Source organism: Lysobacter niastensis, from assembly GCF_015453285.1.
GTDB classification, from domain to species: domain Bacteria; phylum Pseudomonadota; class Gammaproteobacteria; order Xanthomonadales; family Xanthomonadaceae; genus Lysobacter_J; species Lysobacter_J niastensis.
This window is the reverse complement of sequence record NZ_JADLZT010000005.1, coordinates 296,661-312,041: the sequence shown is the minus strand read 5'-3', so window position 1 is coordinate 312,041 and position 15,381 is coordinate 296,661. Positions and strand designations below refer to the sequence as shown.

17 protein-coding genes are annotated in these 15,381 nt (G+C 68.6%); 13 read left to right on the top strand and 4 right to left on the bottom strand.

What is annotated here, in order from left to right; all coding sequences use genetic code 11:
* Positions 1 to 31: 31 nt before the first annotated feature.
* The 4 genes from IU514_RS10700 to IU514_RS10685 all read right to left on the bottom strand — a co-directional run bounded on the left by IU514_RS10700 (position 32) and on the right by IU514_RS10685 (position 5,321).
* Positions 32 to 2,263: an AsmA family protein gene (locus IU514_RS10700; protein ID WP_194931093.1), complete on the bottom strand. Its 2,232-nt coding sequence runs from the start codon at positions 2,261 to 2,263 to the stop codon at positions 32 to 34.
* A gap of 170 nt (positions 2,264 to 2,433) precedes the next feature.
* Complete coding sequence (locus tag IU514_RS10695) at positions 2,434 to 2,898, bottom strand: aminoacyl-tRNA deacylase (RefSeq protein ID WP_194931092.1); 465 nt, start codon at positions 2,896 to 2,898, stop codon at positions 2,434 to 2,436.
* Between the two features lie 459 nt (positions 2,899 to 3,357).
* The gene (locus IU514_RS10690) at positions 3,358 to 4,155 is read right to left on the bottom strand and encodes an amidohydrolase (RefSeq protein ID WP_194931091.1); all 798 of its coding nucleotides are present in this window, start codon (positions 4,153 to 4,155) and stop codon (positions 3,358 to 3,360) included.
* A gap of 17 nt (positions 4,156 to 4,172) precedes the next feature.
* A complete protein-coding gene (locus tag IU514_RS10685; RefSeq protein WP_194931090.1) occupies positions 4,173 to 5,321 on the bottom strand; it encodes a pyridoxal phosphate-dependent aminotransferase in 1,149 nt (382 codons plus the stop codon).
* Positions 5,322 to 5,451: 130 nt separating this feature from the next.
* On the opposite strand from IU514_RS10685, the gene IU514_RS10680 reads away from it, so the two are divergent.
* The 13 genes from IU514_RS10680 to IU514_RS10620 all read left to right on the top strand — a co-directional run bounded on the left by IU514_RS10680 (position 5,452) and on the right by IU514_RS10620 (position 15,360).
* Positions 5,452 to 5,958 carry a DUF3293 domain-containing protein gene (locus IU514_RS10680; RefSeq protein ID WP_194931089.1) on the top strand — a complete coding sequence of 169 codons (507 nt, stop codon included), beginning with the start codon at positions 5,452 to 5,454 and terminating at the stop codon, positions 5,956 to 5,958.
* A 42-nt stretch (positions 5,959 to 6,000) separates the two neighbouring features.
* A complete protein-coding gene (ccmA, locus tag IU514_RS10675; protein ID WP_194931088.1) occupies positions 6,001 to 6,669 on the top strand; it encodes a heme ABC exporter ATP-binding protein CcmA in 669 nt (222 codons plus the stop codon).
* Positions 6,666 to 7,358, top strand: a complete 693-nt coding sequence (gene ccmB / locus IU514_RS10670; RefSeq protein ID WP_194931087.1) for a heme exporter protein CcmB — start codon at positions 6,666 to 6,668, stop codon at positions 7,356 to 7,358. Before ccmA ends, ccmB begins: the two co-directional genes overlap by 4 nt.
* A 104-nt stretch (positions 7,359 to 7,462) precedes the next feature.
* A complete protein-coding gene (ccmC, locus tag IU514_RS10665; RefSeq protein ID WP_194931086.1) occupies positions 7,463 to 8,215 on the top strand; it encodes a heme ABC transporter permease CcmC in 753 nt (250 codons plus the stop codon).
* A complete protein-coding gene (gene ccmD / locus IU514_RS10660) occupies positions 8,212 to 8,385 on the top strand; it encodes a heme exporter protein CcmD (protein ID WP_194931085.1) in 174 nt (57 codons plus the stop codon). Before ccmC ends, ccmD begins: the two co-directional genes overlap by 4 nt.
* Positions 8,382 to 8,849 (top strand): cytochrome c maturation protein CcmE, encoded by a 468-nt coding sequence (gene ccmE, locus IU514_RS10655; protein ID WP_194931084.1) that lies wholly within the window; start codon positions 8,382 to 8,384, stop codon positions 8,847 to 8,849. The genes ccmD and ccmE overlap by 4 nt, the downstream gene beginning before the upstream one ends.
* A complete protein-coding gene (locus IU514_RS10650) occupies positions 8,850 to 10,835 on the top strand; it encodes a heme lyase CcmF/NrfE family subunit (RefSeq protein WP_194931083.1) in 1,986 nt (661 codons plus the stop codon).
* Positions 10,832 to 11,404 (top strand): DsbE family thiol:disulfide interchange protein, encoded by a 573-nt coding sequence (locus IU514_RS10645; protein ID WP_194931082.1) that lies wholly within the window; start codon positions 10,832 to 10,834, stop codon positions 11,402 to 11,404. Before IU514_RS10650 ends, IU514_RS10645 begins: the two co-directional genes overlap by 4 nt.
* On the top strand, positions 11,401 to 11,886 hold the full coding sequence (locus IU514_RS10640) for a cytochrome c-type biogenesis protein (RefSeq protein WP_194931081.1): 486 nt from the start codon (positions 11,401 to 11,403) through the stop codon (positions 11,884 to 11,886). Before IU514_RS10645 ends, IU514_RS10640 begins: the two co-directional genes overlap by 4 nt.
* Positions 11,886 to 12,914: a tetratricopeptide repeat protein gene (locus IU514_RS10635; protein ID WP_324187815.1), complete on the top strand. Its 1,029-nt coding sequence runs from the start codon at positions 11,886 to 11,888 to the stop codon at positions 12,912 to 12,914. The genes IU514_RS10640 and IU514_RS10635 overlap by 1 nt, the downstream gene beginning before the upstream one ends.
* 73 nt (positions 12,915 to 12,987) lie before the next feature.
* Positions 12,988 to 14,145 (top strand): homoserine O-acetyltransferase MetX, encoded by a 1,158-nt coding sequence (gene metX, locus IU514_RS10630; RefSeq protein ID WP_194931079.1) that lies wholly within the window; start codon positions 12,988 to 12,990, stop codon positions 14,143 to 14,145.
* A 43-nt stretch (positions 14,146 to 14,188) separates the two neighbouring features.
* Complete coding sequence (locus IU514_RS10625) at positions 14,189 to 14,785, top strand: cysteine dioxygenase family protein (RefSeq protein ID WP_194931078.1); 597 nt, start codon at positions 14,189 to 14,191, stop codon at positions 14,783 to 14,785.
* 122 nt (positions 14,786 to 14,907) lie between these two features.
* Positions 14,908 to 15,360, top strand: a complete 453-nt coding sequence (locus tag IU514_RS10620) for a DUF2214 family protein (protein WP_194931077.1) — start codon at positions 14,908 to 14,910, stop codon at positions 15,358 to 15,360.
* Positions 15,361 to 15,381 lie beyond the last annotated feature (21 nt).

The window sequence follows — 15,381 nt, the reverse complement described above, 5'->3', positions numbered from 1 at the left end:
TCTGTTCCGGATCCCCTCGCCCATGGCCGCCTCAACGTATCAGGGCGGGTTGTGAGTCGTACCACTTCTCGGCGTGCATCATGTGGAAGTCGCGCCTGCCGCTGTCGACTTCCACCGCCATGCTCAACACGCCCCAGCGCGCAAACAGACTGCCCTTGCGCGTCTTGTCCTTGAGCCGCAGGCGCGCCTTCAGGTCGAAGCGCTGGTTGCTCGCGACCATCCGGTCCAGCGTCAGCGTGTCGTCCTGCCATTGCACGTTGCCATGGACGCGCGCCTGCCCGGCATCGACGAGCTTGTAGACCCACTTCGGATACTCGCGCTGGCGCGAGAACATCGACAGCAGGAATCCGACGTCCTTCATCGCAATCTGCACGGTGCCGTTCACGCCGACGGGTTTGCCCCACGCCAGCCGCGCGCGGTCGAGTTCGATGCGCGCCCACCAGCCGCTGCGCGACTCGCCGCCCGGCTCGGTGAAGCTGATGTCGGCGAGATTGACCGTGCTGCCGTCCAGGTTGAATTGGCGCTTGCCCAGGTCAGCGCGGCGCAGCTTCGTGTTGACGTCGAGATTGCCGCGCACCGCCATTCCCGCCACGCTCATGCGCGTTCCGTTGCCTTTCACGCGCAGCCAGCCCTGGCCGATGTCGCCGGACGTGTCGAGGTTGAGGTCGCCACTGAGCAGGCCGGAGCCGCCATCGAAACGCATATGCGTCTTCGGCAGGTAGCGGTTGTATGCGCGCAGGTCCGGGACTTGCGCATCCTGGAAGGTGAGGTGCGCCTTGAGCAGCTCGCCGACCTCCTTGATGCCGCCCGGCCGGCGCAGCTGGGCACGATCGACGCCCGACAGCGTCTGCACGTCGAGGCGCAGGTTGCGGCCGGTGACATAGGGTCGATTGGGCGCATCGGCCGCGGCGATGTTGAACTCCTCCATCACCAGGTCGAGCCGCGGCAGCACTTCGTTGCCCTCGCCTGCGTCGAGCCGGCCATCGGCGCGTGCACGTCCCTGGATGCGGTTGCCCATGACCACCGCCACGGCCTGGACGTCGGGCACGCCGACACGACTGCCCGCCGCGACCTTGCCGTCGGCGACCTGCACGTCCGCGTCGACGACGCCCGCGCCCTCCAGCGACAGCCAGGGCGCCTGGATGAAAGCGCTGCCGAGCCATTTCAACGACGGGAACTGCCAGCGTCCGACCACATGCCCCGAGCTCCTGGGCACCAGGCTGCGGAAGTCCGTGAGCGGCACTTGCGTGCCGCGAATGCGCAGGTCGGCATCGAGCGCGAGCGGGCCGCTCTCGCGGGCCGGTGCCTTGGCCACGACGTGCATGTCCCGGTCGACATCGAGTTGCAGGTCCAGGGCCTGTTCGCGCGGCCGGCCGGTGGCGTCGACGCCGGTCACCGGCATGTGCCAGCGCAACTGGCTGCCGGGCTTCATGGAGCCGCGGGCGAAGCCCAGACGCACGTGCGCTTTGCCCTTCGCCGGGACCGTGGAGAAGGCCACCTTGCCCCCCGGCTGCGCGACCACATGCAGGCCCGCCGTCGTGCCGTCGAGGCTGAGTTCGGCGTCGGTCATCAGCAACTTGCGCACGCCCGGGGCCTGCGCTCGTGTGTGCCGGGCGATGGCGAAGCGGGCATCGATCGCCGCATCGCGCAGCAACTCGTGCTTGTCCAAGGACAGGCGCGCCTTCGGGAAATGGGCCTGCGACGGCAGCATTTCCAGCGGGCCGCCACGCAGTTGCTTGTAGAAGCCGACATCGGCGCTGCCCTGACCCTCGAGCACCAGCTTGGCGAAGCGTCCGCGCCGGATCGTGTCGGTGTGGATGCGCTGGAAGTTCAGCACCCACCCGCCCGGCCGCGGCACCGGCGGCGGCCGGCGCTGGCTGGTCTGGTCGACATCGCCGCTGACACCGTCGGCCACGACCTCGGGCACGCGCACCTCCTTGTGGAGCAGCGGCAGCAACGCCAGGCGTCCGCGCGCCTTGTCCGCCTGCACCGCCCAGACGGTGCGGCCGACATGGCCTTTCATCCTGACGTCCCAGACCGTCACCCGGCCCGGCCACCAGGTCACGCCGGGGCCCCACTCGATCTGGAATTTTTCCGGCTTCCGGTTGGCCGCCCACGGCCCCAGCGGCGTGTTGAGGAACAGGTTGCCCAGCAGCACGTAGCCGCCATAGAGGACCAGCAGCGCCAGCGCGCCCCATTTCAGCCACGGCCGAAGCGGGTGCGGAATGTGTTCAAGCCATGGTCCCAGAGCCTTCCCGATCATGCGGTCCCCATCCCTGCGCCGGACTCGCGCCGAGCATAGTCAATGCCTACGTGAAGAAGCCTCCGGCGCGGACGCGCGCACATGCCCCCACCCGCCGCCCTTCGGCGGACGGGCCCCAAATCCTGTCCCGGGCGGCGCTGCACCGCCCGGCTTGCCAATCGCGGCCTCGCTTACATGCGCGACAAGTGCGCGACGCGCGGATGCACCAGGCGCTCGAAGTCGCGCCAGTCCATCCGCATCAGCTCGCGGTGGCTGCCGGCGTTGAACGCGATCATCTCGTCTTCGGTGAGCGCATCGTCGGCATACACGTCCATGCCGTAGAGGTTGCCGAACGGCGGCATCGCACCGACTTCGCATTCCGGGAAGCGGTCCTTGAACTCGGACTCGCTGGCGAGCGCCGCTTCACGGGCACCGCTGCATTCGCGCAGGCTCGCGAGGTTGAGCCATTCGTTCGCGGGCAGCACGGCCATGGCCAGCTTGCCGTCCAGGTGGACCATCACGGTCTTGGCCATTTCCTTGCCGCTGATGTTGGCACTCGCCGCGGTGGCCTGCGCGGTGAACGCGTGCGCATGCCGCATCGTGTCGTACGGCACGTGGTTGGAGTTGAGGTATTCCTCGAGTCTGGGTAACGACATGGCGGGCTCCTCCAGTGTCGGAGCCGGCGCGAAGCGAAGGCGGAAGCGGACGCGCCGCGTCGGCGTCCCTGTCAATTCGATCCTGGCCGCGCCTTGCGCGCGGCACTGCCAGTGTAGTCGCTACTTCGTGGGAAGTAAGGCCGTGCATCGGGTGCGCAGCGCCTTCCCGGCGGAGCGGCGGGATGCTGCTCCGTCGTCATGCGCACCTGGCCGCTGACGAATCAGGTTTCCGGATTCGGCGACGGCTCGGTTGCCGACTGCGCCGGTTCGGCGCGCGCGTTGTATGAATGCGCCGAAGGACGCCGCTAATCGCGAAACCGCGCACGCTTCGGGAAATCCCTTGCACAGACGGCAGAGCCGTTCATTCGCGCGACAGAAAGGTGCGGGAAATGCGAAAGTCGATGCACTGCGCCACACGCATTGCGCGCATGGCGGTCTGCCTCGAACGTGAAGAATCCCTTAGGCCAGCTCGAAGCGGTCGCCGTCGAGCATCGCCGGGAAGCGCTCGCGATGCGCGATCAGTTCCGATGCCTGCAGCGTGGCCGTGGCAACCACTTCCTCGTCGGTGCATTCGCTGATCGGATGCCCGAGGAAGTCGATCACGGCACTGTCGCCTGAATAATGGTGCCCGTTGGCATCCGTGCCGACCCGGTTGACGGCGGCGACGAAGCACAGGTTCTCGATCGCCCGCGCCCGCAGCAGCGTCTTCCAAGGATAGCTGCGCGCCGACGGCCAGTTGGCGACGTAGATCAGCAGGTCGTAGTCGAGCTGCCCTTCTCGCTCCACGTCGAAGCGGTTGCGCGAGAACACCGGGAAGCGCAGGTCGTAGCAGACCAGCGGACAGATGCGCCACCCCTTCCACTCGATCGTCAGGCGGTCGCGGCCGGCGGCATAGCGCTCGTGCTCGCGTGCATAACGGAACAGGTGGCGCTTGTCGTAGGTGCTCAGCGCACCGTCTGGCGTGGCGAACAGCAGGCGGTTGAAGACCCCTTCTTCGGTGCGCAGCTGCACGCTGCCGGTCACCGCGGCGCCCAGCTTGGCGGACTGCTCGCGCATCCATTCGACGGACGGGCCGTCCATGGTCTCGGCATTGTGGATGGCTTCATTGGAGAAGCCGCTGGTGAACGTCTCCGGCAGGATCACCAGATCGGTCGTGCCGTGAAGGGGCGCGATGAGGCGGCCGTAGTACTCGCGGTTGCCGGCCGGATCGTGCCAGCGGGTGTCGCCCTGGATGAGGGATACGCGGAGGTTTTCCATACGCTCGGTCTCGTCGTTCAGAGCTTCTGCAGGCGCTCGATCGCCGCGTCCAGCGTCGCTTCGTTCTTGGCGAAGCACAAGCGGGCCAAGCGCTGGCCCGACGGCGGCACTTCATAGAACGGAGAAAGCGGGATCGCCGCGACACCCTTCTCCACGGTCAGCCAGCGGCAGAACGCCGCATCGTCCAGGTCGCTCACCGCCGAGTAGTCGACCAGCTGGAAATACCCACCCGGCACCGTGAGCGGCTTCAGGCGCGTGGTCAGGAGCTGCTCGCGGAACCGGTCGCGCTTGGCCTGGTAGAACGCGCCGAGCTGCTCGTAATGCTCCGGCTCGGCCTCGATCATCTCGGCGAACGCCCACTGCGCCGGGGCGAACGTGCAGAAGGTGTTGTACTGGTGGACCTTGCGCAGCTCCGCGGACAGCGCGGCCGGCGCGATGCAGTAGCCGACCTTCCAGCCCGTGCAGTGGTAGGTCTTGCCGAAGCTGGACACGACGAAGGCGCGATGGCGCAGCTCCGGATAGCGCAGCACCGACTCGTGGACGCGGCCGTCGAACACGATGTGCTCGTAGACCTCGTCCGACAGCAGGTAGATGCCGGTGTCGCGCAGCAGCGCGGTCAACTCGGCGATGTCGTCGACGGTGAACATCGCGCCGGACGGGTTGTGCGGCGAGTTGATCATCAGCAGCCGGGTCTTCGGCGTGACCGCGGCGCGGACCAGGTTCCAGTCGGGCGCGAAGGTCTGCGGATCCAGCGGCACATGCACGGCGCGGCCGCCGGCCAGGTCGATCGCGGGTTCGTAGCAGTCGTAGCAGGGGTCGAGCACGATCACTTCGTCGCCGGGCCGCACGACGGCCGCCACCGCGTCGAAGATCGCCTCGCTGGCGCCGGAGACGACGGTCACCTCGGTTTCCGGATCCGGACGGTAGCCGTAGCAGCGCTGGGTCTTGGCCGAGATCGCCTGGCGCAACGCCGGGATGCCGGTCATCGGTGCGTACTGGTTCTTGCCCTCGCGCATGGCGCGGTCCAGCGCTTCGATCAGGCGTTCCGGCACGTTGAAGTCCGGGAAGCCCTGGCCGAGGTTGACGGCGCCGTGTTCGATCGCGAGCTGCGACATCACGGTGAAGATGGTCGTGCCGACCTTCGGCAGCTTGGTGTCCAGGGTCATCGGTGTGGTGGCGGAAATAGCTGAGGCGGGGAAGTGTACGGACCCGCACGGCCCTGCGTCATGACGATCCCTCATCCCCCTCCCCTCGACTGTCATTGCGCCGGCTGCGGCAAGGCACGAAACTCGCGCCATGCGTGAGCTGCAGATCGTCGACGCCGCTGAACTCGCCACCGCGTACGCCGCCGCGGAATACGTCGTGATGCTCGACGGCGACACCCTGCCGCTGCGCGTCGGGCAGCCTGCCAGCGACCTGGAGGCCTACTCGCCGGCGCCGCGCTATGCCTTCATCACCGCCTGGAACCCGGCTTCGGAGCCGCGCTCGGACACGGCCAACGAAGCCGCTGATGCACTGCTGGTGGCCCAGCTCGATGCCGCTGGTGCCGTGCGCCATCCGGCCTGGGCGCAGGATCCGGCAGGCGACTGGCGCGAACCCGGCTGGCTGCTGGCCGGACTGGACGAGGACGAGCTGCATCGGCTGGCGCTGGAGTTCGGCCAGGCCGGCGTGCTCGCCTGGCGCGGGGGAGAGCCGGTGCGCCTGCGAATGATGATGCCGCGCCCGCCTTTCGCGTCGATGGCGCCCCATACCGACTGGGCCGGCAATGCACAGACGTGCGGGATCGCGGGCTCAGTCGCATAAAATGGCCGCTTCACGGCCGCCTGCGCCGTTGCCAGCCGACCGATGACTCCAGTCGAACGACCTGCCCTGCCGCTGATCGCTGCCCGCGGCCTGCGTTTCGCGCGCAACGACGAGCCTGTGTTCGGTCCGCTCGATTTCGCCGTCGATGCCGGCGAGGCGCTGCTGGTGCAGGGCGACAACGGCGCCGGCAAGACCACGCTGCTGCGCGTGCTGGCGGGCCTGCTGCGCGCCGACGATGGCGAGATCGACATCGATGGCCATCCCGCCGGTCCGGCCCGCCGTGCCAGGGCGATCGCCTATCTCGGCCATCTGCCGGGCCTGAAGGCCGACCTCAGCGCGCTGGAGAACCTGAACTTCCTGTGCGGCCTGCACGGCCGCCGCCGCGCCCAGCTCCCCGAGAACGCCCTGGCCATCGTGGGGCTGGCCGGGTACGAGGACGCCCTGGCCCGCCAGCTCTCGGCCGGCCAGAAGAAGCGCCTGTCGCTGGCGCGGTTATGGATGTCGCCCGCGCCGCTGTGGCTGCTGGACGAGCCCTACGCCAATCTCGACCTGGAAGGCATCGAACTGGTCAACCGCATGGTGCAGGCGCACCTGCGCGAAGGCGGCGCAACCCTGGTCACCACCCATGGCGCCTACGCGGCGCCGCCGGTGCGCACCCGCATGCTGGTCATGGAAAAGCGCGGCCTGGAACTGCGGGAGCAGATCGCATGAACGGCGCCGCCCTGCCAGGTCTCGCCGGCGCCGCCCGCGCCCTGCTCGCCCGCGACCTGCGCCTGCTCTGGCGCCGCCGCGGCGATGCGTTGCAGCCGGCGCTGTTCGCGCTGCTGGTCGTCGTGCTGTTTGCCCTCGCCCTGGGCGGCGAGAAGGAAGCCCTCTCCAAGGTGGCCGGCGGCGTGCTGTGGCTGGCCGTACTGCTGGCCGGCCTGCTCGCGCTGGACACGCTGTTCCGGGGCGATGCCGAGGACGGCTCGCTGGAGCAGTGGATGCTGGCACCGGTGCCGCTCGCGTGGCTGGTCACGGTGCGCACGTTCATGCACTGGGCCACGACCGCGCTGCCGCTGCTGATCGCCACGCCGTTCCTGGGCGAGCTGCTGCACCTGCCGCGCCCGCAACTGCCGGTGCTGCTGGCGTCGCTCGCGCTGGGCACGCCTTTGCTGAGTCTGCTCGGAGCGGTCGTCGCCGCGCTGACGGTCGGGATGCGGCGCTCCGGTATACTTGTGGCCCTGTTGGCGCTGCCGCTGTACGTGCCCGTACTGGTGTTCGGGGCTGGCAGCGTAGCCGCCGCAGCCCAGGGATTGGACCCGGTCGGTGCGCTGCTGCTGCTGGGCGCGGGACTGGCCGTCGCGCTGGTGCTGGCGCCGCTGGCAGCCGCCGCGGCGATCCGGATTGCGCTCAGCTAGCGCTGGCGCGACCCCATTGATCCAAATCAAGCAGCGACCCGCCCCTGCCGCGAACAATCCCTCCGCCGCCTGGGCCTGACTGCCCGGGAGCGGGCTGAGACACGATGAATCCGATCCTGCGCTGGTTCCACAAACTCGGTTCGCCCCCCTACTTCGACCGCTTCGCCGCGCGCTGGGCGCCGTGGGGCTACGGCCTTGGCCTGCTGGTCATGGCGTGGGGTCTGTACGGCGCCCTGTTCCAGGTGCCGGCCGACTACCAGCAGGGCGACAGCTTCCGCATCCTCTACATCCACGTGCCCAGCGCCTGGATGAGCATGGCGATCTTCGGGCTGATGGCGATCTATGCCGCCATCGCGCTGATCTGGCGCATCAAGCTGTGCGAGATCCTGGCGATGGCCTGCGCCCCGATCGGCGCTGCCTTCACCCTGATCACGCTGCTGACCGGTTCGATCTGGGGCAAGCCGATGTGGGGCACCTGGTGGGACTGGGACCCGCGCCTGACCACCGAACTGATCCTGCTGTTCCTGTACCTGGGCGTGACCGGGCTGTACCACGCCATCGACGACCGCCGCGCCGCGGCCCGCGCCGCCGGCCTGCTGGCCATCGTCGGCGTCGTGCTGCTACCGGTGATCCGCTATTCGGTGGTGTGGTGGAACTCGCTGCACCAGGGCCAGACCATCCGCCTGCTCGGCGAATCGAGCATGGACGCCAGCATGATCCCGCCGCTGGTGTGGATGATCGTCGGCACCAAGCTGTGGTTCGTCGGCGCGCTGCTGTCGCGTGCCCGCGCCGACAACCTGCGCCGCGAAGCCGGCAAGGGCTGGGTTTCCTCGGCCGCGCAGGGAGGCCGCCCGTGAGCTACCTGAATTACGTCATTGCCGCCTACGCGGTATTCGTCGTCGTGCTGGGCTGGGACTTCGTCGCCACGCGCCTCCAGATCCGCCGCGAGTTGCGCGGCGCCCGCCTTCGCGCCGCACGCGAAGCCGCGCGTCCCGGCAAGACCGCCACCAACGAGTTGATCCGATGAATCCTATCCGTCGCCGCCGCCTGCTCTGGGTCATCGCCCTGGTCGTGGCCGCCGGCCTGGCCGCCGCGCTGGTCGCGACGGCCCTGCAACGCAACATCGCCTACCTCTACACGCCCAGCGAAGTGCTCCGCGGCGAAGCAGGCGACCACGCGCGTTTCCGCCTCGGCGGCATGGTCGAAGCCGGCTCGTTCCAGCGCACGACGGGTTCGCTGGAAGCCCACTTCAAGGTCACCGACGGCGATGCGCTGATGCCGGTGGTCTACACCGGCATCCTCCCCGACCTGTTCCGCGAGAAGCAGGCCGTGGTCGCCACCGGCCGCATGCAGGGCGACACGTTCGTCGCCGAGGAAATCCTCGCCAAGCACGACGAGACCTACATGCCGAAGGAAGTCGCCGACAAGATGGGCGTCGCGCACAAGAAGCACGACGTGCAGGCGCCGTCGGCCAAGCAGGGTACGCCGTAAGTGTGGGCTGAACTCGGTCAGATCGCGCTGATCCTGGCGCTGCTGGTATCCGTCCTGCAGGCGGCGTTGCCGCTGGCGGGTGCGCAGCGCGGCATCACGCCGTGGATGGCGGTGGCGCGGCCGGCGGCCTACGCGCAACTGGGACTGGTCGCGCTCGCCTTCGTCATCCTGACCCTGGGCTTCGTCCAGCAGGACTTCTCGCTGCGCTACGTCGCCGAGAACAGCAACTCGCTGCTGCCGATGGTCTACCGCTACACCGCGGTGTGGGGCGCGCACGAAGGTTCGCTGCTGCTGTGGGCGCTGATCCTGGCGCTATGGACCGGCGCGGTCGCGCGCTTCTCGCGGCAGCTCCCGGCCGACGTCATCGCCCGCGTGCTCGGCGTGATGGGCGTCGTCAGCATCGGCTTCCTCGCCTTCCTGATCTTCACCAGCAATCCCTTCCTGCGCCTGCTGCCGGCCGCCGCCGAAGGCCGCGACCTCAATCCGCTGCTGCAGGACCCGGGCATGATCATCCACCCGCCGATGCTGTACGTCGGCTACGTGGGTTTCGCCGTGCCGTTCGCGTTCGCGATCGCGGCGCTGCTCGACGGCCGCATCGATGCGCGCTGGCTGCGCTGGACGCGGCCGTGGACGAATGTCGCCTGGGCATTCCTGACGCTCGGCATCGCGCTCGGTTCGTGGTGGGCGTACTACGAACTCGGCTGGGGCGGCTGGTGGTTCTGGGATCCGGTCGAGAACGCCAGCTTCATGCCGTGGCTCGCCGGTGCGGCACTGCTGCATTCGCAGGCCGTGACCGAGAAGCGCGGCAGCTTCCGCGGCTGGACGCTGCTGCTGGCCATCGCCACGTTCTCGCTGTCGCTGCTGGGCACGTTCCTGGTGCGCTCCGGCGTGCTGACCAGCGTGCACGCGTTCGCCGCCGACCCGGCACGCGGACTGTTCATCCTCGCCTTCCTCGGCGTCGTCATCGGCGGTTCGCTGCTGCTGTACGCGCTGCGCGCCCCCTCCGCGGAAGATGCGGGCAAGCCGTTCGAGCCCGCATCGCGCGAGACCTTGCTGCTGGCCAACAACCTGCTGCTGTCGACCGCCTGCGCGATGGTGCTGCTGGGCACGCTGTACCCGCTGCTGGCCGATGCGCTGGAACTGGGCAAGATCTCGGTCGGCCCGCCGTACTTCGCGCTGATGTTCGTGCTGCTGATGTCGCCGCTGGTGGCGCTGCTACCGTTCGGCCCGGTGACCCGCTGGCAGCGCGAGCAGGTTTCCAAACCGCTGGCGATGCTGCTGCCGTGGGCGGGCCTGGCGCTAGTCGCTGGCGTCGCTGCGTTCTTCCTCGCGCCGCAGGGGCCGTGGAAGGTTGCCGCCGGCATCGTCGGCGCCGCCTGGGTGCTGCTGGGCACGCTGCGCTTCGTGTGGTCGCGGCTGCGCAGCCAGACCGGTGGTAGCGCCTTCACCGCCGAGATGCTCGGCATGACGCTGGCGCATTTCGGCGTCGCCGTGTTCCTGGTCGGCGCGCTGCTGACAGAAGGCCTTGCGCTGCAACGTGAGATCGCGGTCGTACCGGGCCAGTCGGTCGACGTGGGCCGCTTCTCCTTCCGCTTCGACGGCGCCGAGCATTCGCAGGGTCCTAACTACGAAGCCGATCGCGGCACGGTCACGGTCTTCGAGAACGACCGGCCGCTCACCGTGATGCATCCGGAGAAACGCACCTACGCCAGCGGCGGCCAGGTGATGACCGAAGCCGCGATCGAGCCGGGGCTTTCGCGCGACCTCTATGTCGCGCTCGGCGAACCGCTGGGCAACGGCGCTTGGGCGCTGCGCGTGCACATCAAGCCGTTCGTACGATGGATCTGGGCCGGCGCGATCCTGATGATGCTCGGCGGCCTGGTCACCGCGACCGACCGCCGGTTCCGCCGTGTCGCCGCCGAAGTGCAGCCAGCACTCGCACCGACCCGAACCAGTCCGCAGCCTGCTCCGGAGCCCGCCCGATGAGCGACGCCGCACCGCAGCCCCGCCAGTCCACGATGCGCTGGCTGCCGCTGATCATCGTCGCCGCGCTTGGCGTGCTGCTGTTCGCCGGCGTGATGCTCAGCCGCAACCCCAACCGCGAAGCGCTGCCCTCGCCGCTGATCGGCAAACCGGCACCGGCGTTCCGCCTGCCCGTGCTGCACGAACCGGGCCGCCTGGTGACGTCGCAGGAACTGCAGGGCGCACCCTACCTGCTCAACGTCTGGGGAAGCTGGTGCCCGGCCTGCCGCGACGAGCATCCGGTGCTGACGCGCTTCGCCGAGACCCGGCGCCTGCGCGTGGTCGGCTTCAACTGGAAGGACGAACACGCCGACGCGCTGCGCTGGCTGGAGCAGTTCGGCAATCCGTATTTCCTGGTGCTCACCGACTACGACGGCAAGGTCGCGATCGACTGGGGCATTTACGGCGCTCCCGAAACCTTCCTGGTCGACGGCAAGGGCGTGATCCGCTGGAAGTACGTCGGTCCGATGACCGACACAGTGATCCAGAACGACCTGCTGCCGAAGCTGGCAGAAATCGAGAAGGCGCGATGAGCTTCCTGCTCCGCCAGCGGAAGCACTTCTTGCGCAGCCTCGCACTGGCGGCATCCTTGCAGCTGCTGGCGCTGCCGCTCGCCGCGACCGCCCAGCCAGCCAGCGACGCCACGCCGCTGAAGTTCGAGAGCGCTGCCGAGGAGCAGCGCTTCCACGCACTGGTGACTGAGCTGCGCTGCGTGATGTGCCAGAACAACTCGCTGGCGGAATCCAACGCGCAGATCGCCGTCGACCTGCGCCGCGAAGTGCTGGTGCTGATGCGCCAGGGCAAGAACGACCGCGAGATCAAGGAGTTCCTGGTCGAGCGCTATGGCGAGTTCGTGCTGTACCGCCCGCAGGTCGAGTCCAAGACCTGGTTGCTGTGGTTCGGACCGGCATTGGTACTGCTGGCCGGCGGCCTGATCGTCGCCGGCGCGGTGCGCAAGCGCACGCGAAACGCGCCTTCCGCATCCGACAACAACAACGACGACCAGGAATGGTGATGACCGGTTTCGTGATCGCCGGCCTCGCGCTGGCCGTGCTCGCCCTCGCCTATGTGCTGCGCCCGCTGTGGCGCACGCGTCCCATCGCTGGCTTCGGCGCCGTCGCCGGCCTGGTGCTGGCCACCGGCCTGCTCTACTTCGTCGTCGGCACGCCGAACGCGCTCGATCCGGCCCAGCGCCGCGCCCCGCAGTCGCTGGAAGACGCGATCAGCCAGCTCGAGGCGGAACTGAAGCGCGATCCGAACCAGGTCGAAGGCTGGCGTCTGCTCTCGCGTGCCTACCTCGCCGAAGGCCGCGCCGCCAATGCGCGTGACGCTTCGCTGCGCGCGCTGAAGCTGGCGCCCACCGATCCCGACCTGCTCGCCGAAGCGGCGGAGATGCGCGCGCTCGCCGCACCGGAGCGCCGCTTCGACGACGAGGCCGTGGCGATGCTGCGCGACGCCCTTGCCACCCAGCCCATGCACCAGCGCGCCCGCTGGTTCCTCGGCATCGCCCAACGCCAGGCCAAGCAGCCGGCGGAAGCAGCGAAGACCTGGGAACCGCTGCTGGCCATCGTCGACGAGCGCACCGCTGGCAGCCTGCGCGAACAGATCAATTCCGCACGCGGCGAAGCCGGACTGCCGCCGCTGCCTGCAACCGCAGCGGCAGCGGCAGCGCCCGTCAGCGCGACTGGCGAGACCGTCGCTGGCTCGATCAAGGTACGAGTGGCGCTCGCACCGGAGCTCGCGGCGAAGCTTCCGGCCAATGCCAGCCTGTTCGTGCTGGCGCGCCAGCCCGGCGGTCCGCCGATGCCGGTCGCGGTCGAGAAGCTGCCTGCGCGCGGTTTCCCACTCGAGGTCATGCTCGACGATGGCGACAGCCCGATGCCGACGATGAAGCTCTCGCAACTCGATCGCGTCGAAGTGCTCGCACGCGTCTCGGCCAGCGGCAATGCCATGCCGCAGGCGGGCGATTTCGAATCGGTGGCCAAGCCCGCCGGCAAAGATTCCGCTGCGATCGAGCTGGTGATCGACCAGGTACGCCGCTGAATCGGCACCACGAAGGCGCAAGCGGTTCGCACGTGATTCCGAAAAGAACCACTGCCCCGTTAAGCTTGCACCCATGACCGAGTTCATTCCTCCCGGCACGCAGTTCTGCGCCCTGCCCTCGCCCTTCCCGATGAAGCGCGGCGGTGCGCTGCACGGCGCGCGCATCGCCTATGAAACCTGGGGCACGCTCAACGGGGCGCGCGACAACGCGATCCTGATCGTCACCGGCCTGTCGCCCGATGCCCACGCCGCCAGCAATGCCGGCAACGCGGAGCCGGGCTGGTGGGAGCAGATGGTCGGCCCCGCCAAGCCGATCGACAGCGATCGCTGGTTCGTGATCTGCGTGAACTCGCTCGGCAGCTGCAAAGGCTCGACCGGGCCGGCCTCGATTAACCCTCAGACCGGCGAAACCTACCGTCTCGACTTCCCGGAATTGTCCGTCGAAGACGGCGCCGATGCGGCCGCGCACGTCGTGCGTGCGCTCGGCATCGAACGCCTCGCCTGCATCATTGGCAATTCGATGGGCGGCATGACCGCGCTGGCCTTCATGTTGCGCAACCCGGGCCTGGCGCGAAGCCATATCAACATCTCCGGTGCCGCACAGGCGCTGCCGTTCTCGATCGCGATCCGCTCGCTGCAGCGCGAGGCGATCCGCCTCGATCCGGACTGGAACCACGGCAAGTACGACGACGCGCACTATCCTGAATCGGGCATGCGCATGGCGCGCAAGCTCGGCGTGATTACCTATCGCTCCGCGCTGGAGTGGGACGGCCGCTTCGGCCGTGTCCGCCTCGATTCCGACCATGCCGGCGATGACCCGTTCGGCTTGGAGTTCGAAGTCGAAAGCTACCTGGAAGGCCATGCGCGCCGCTTCGTGCGCCGCTTCGATCCGAACTGCTACCTGTACCTCAGCCGCTCCATGGACTGGTTCGACCTGGGCGAGTACGGCCGCGAACAGGACGGTAACCGTAACGATCGCGCCGGCAATCCCGGATCCGGGGGCGTCCGCGCCGGTCTCGCAGGCATCCGCGTGGAGAGAGCCCTCGCAATCGGCGTGCAGACCGACATCCTGTTCCCGCTGCAGCAGCAGGAGGAGATTGCCGAAGGCCTGCGCGCCGGTGGCGCGTACAGCGAGTTCCTGCCGCTGCCCTCGCCGCAGGGGCACGATGCGTTCCTCGTCGACATCGCCCGTTTCGGGCCGGCGGTGGCGGGATTCCTCGCCACGTTGTGATCCAACTCAAAACGGCACGCAGCGGCCGCGCTAGAATCGCCCCATGAACGCCAACGACGCGCTGCCCGACCTCGATTTTCCCGGCCACGACAAGCTGGTCGCCGCCATCGACGCCGCGGTCGGCGCCGGCGACGAGCACGCCGTCACGGCCGCGCTGCGCAGCGCGCTGTGCTCCATGATCCGCGACCAGGAAGTGCAGTTGCCGTCGTGCGTGCACGATCCGATCGACGACCATTACGCGCGGCGCGAGATCTACCGCAGCCGCGATCACGGCTACAGCGTGGTGGCGATGACCTGGGGCCCGGGCCAGGGCACGCCCGTCCACGATCACTGCGGCCTGTGGTGCGTCGAAGGCGTGTGGGACGGCGAGCTGGAGATCACCCAGTACGAACTGCTCGAGCGCGAGGGCGAACGTTTCCGTTTCCGCGCCGCCGGCGGCATGCACGCCGGCCCCGGCAGTGCCGGCAGCCTGATTCCGCCGCACGAGTACCACACGATCCGCAACGCCAGCGATCGCGAGGTGGCGGTGTCGCTGCACATCTACAAGGCGCCGATGGAAGCCTGCTCGATGTTCGTCCCGAACGACGGCGAGTGGTTCGCGCGCGTCGCCAAGGAACTCAAGACCGACGAAGCGGCCTGACGCAGCGGGCCGGCTGAAGCTGGCTTGTTGAAGCGCCCTGGCGCACAGCCAGCGCCCGGTCACATACATCGTCACATCGCCGCGGGTAAGCTCACCGGCTCCCTGGCCCCGGGCTCGCGCCGATGATGACCGACTTCCTGCTCGCCGCACTCCACCATCTGCTGTTCTACGCGATCGTGGCGATGCTGGTCGCCGAATCGGTGCTGCTGCGAGGCACGCTCGACCGCGCCACGATGCATCGACTGGCCGGCATCGACCTCGGCTACGGACTCAGTGCGATGTCGCTGATCGTCGTCGGCGTCGCACGCGTCGTGTACGGCATCAAGGGCTACGACTTCTACCTGCACAACCCCTGGTTCCACGCCAAGATCGGTGCGTTCCTGCTGACCGGCCTGCTGTCAATCCTGCCCACCGTGCGCTTCCTGCGCTGGCGCAAGGCGTTGGCCACCAATCCGGGGTTCCTGCCAGATCCGGCGGACGTGGCGAAGATGCGCGGCATCGTCCGCTTCGAACTGCTCCTGCTCGCGGCGATCTTCGTGCTGGCTGCGGCAATGGCCCGCCACGGCGGACTTTGAGCCCGGCTGCCGCGCTCGGGC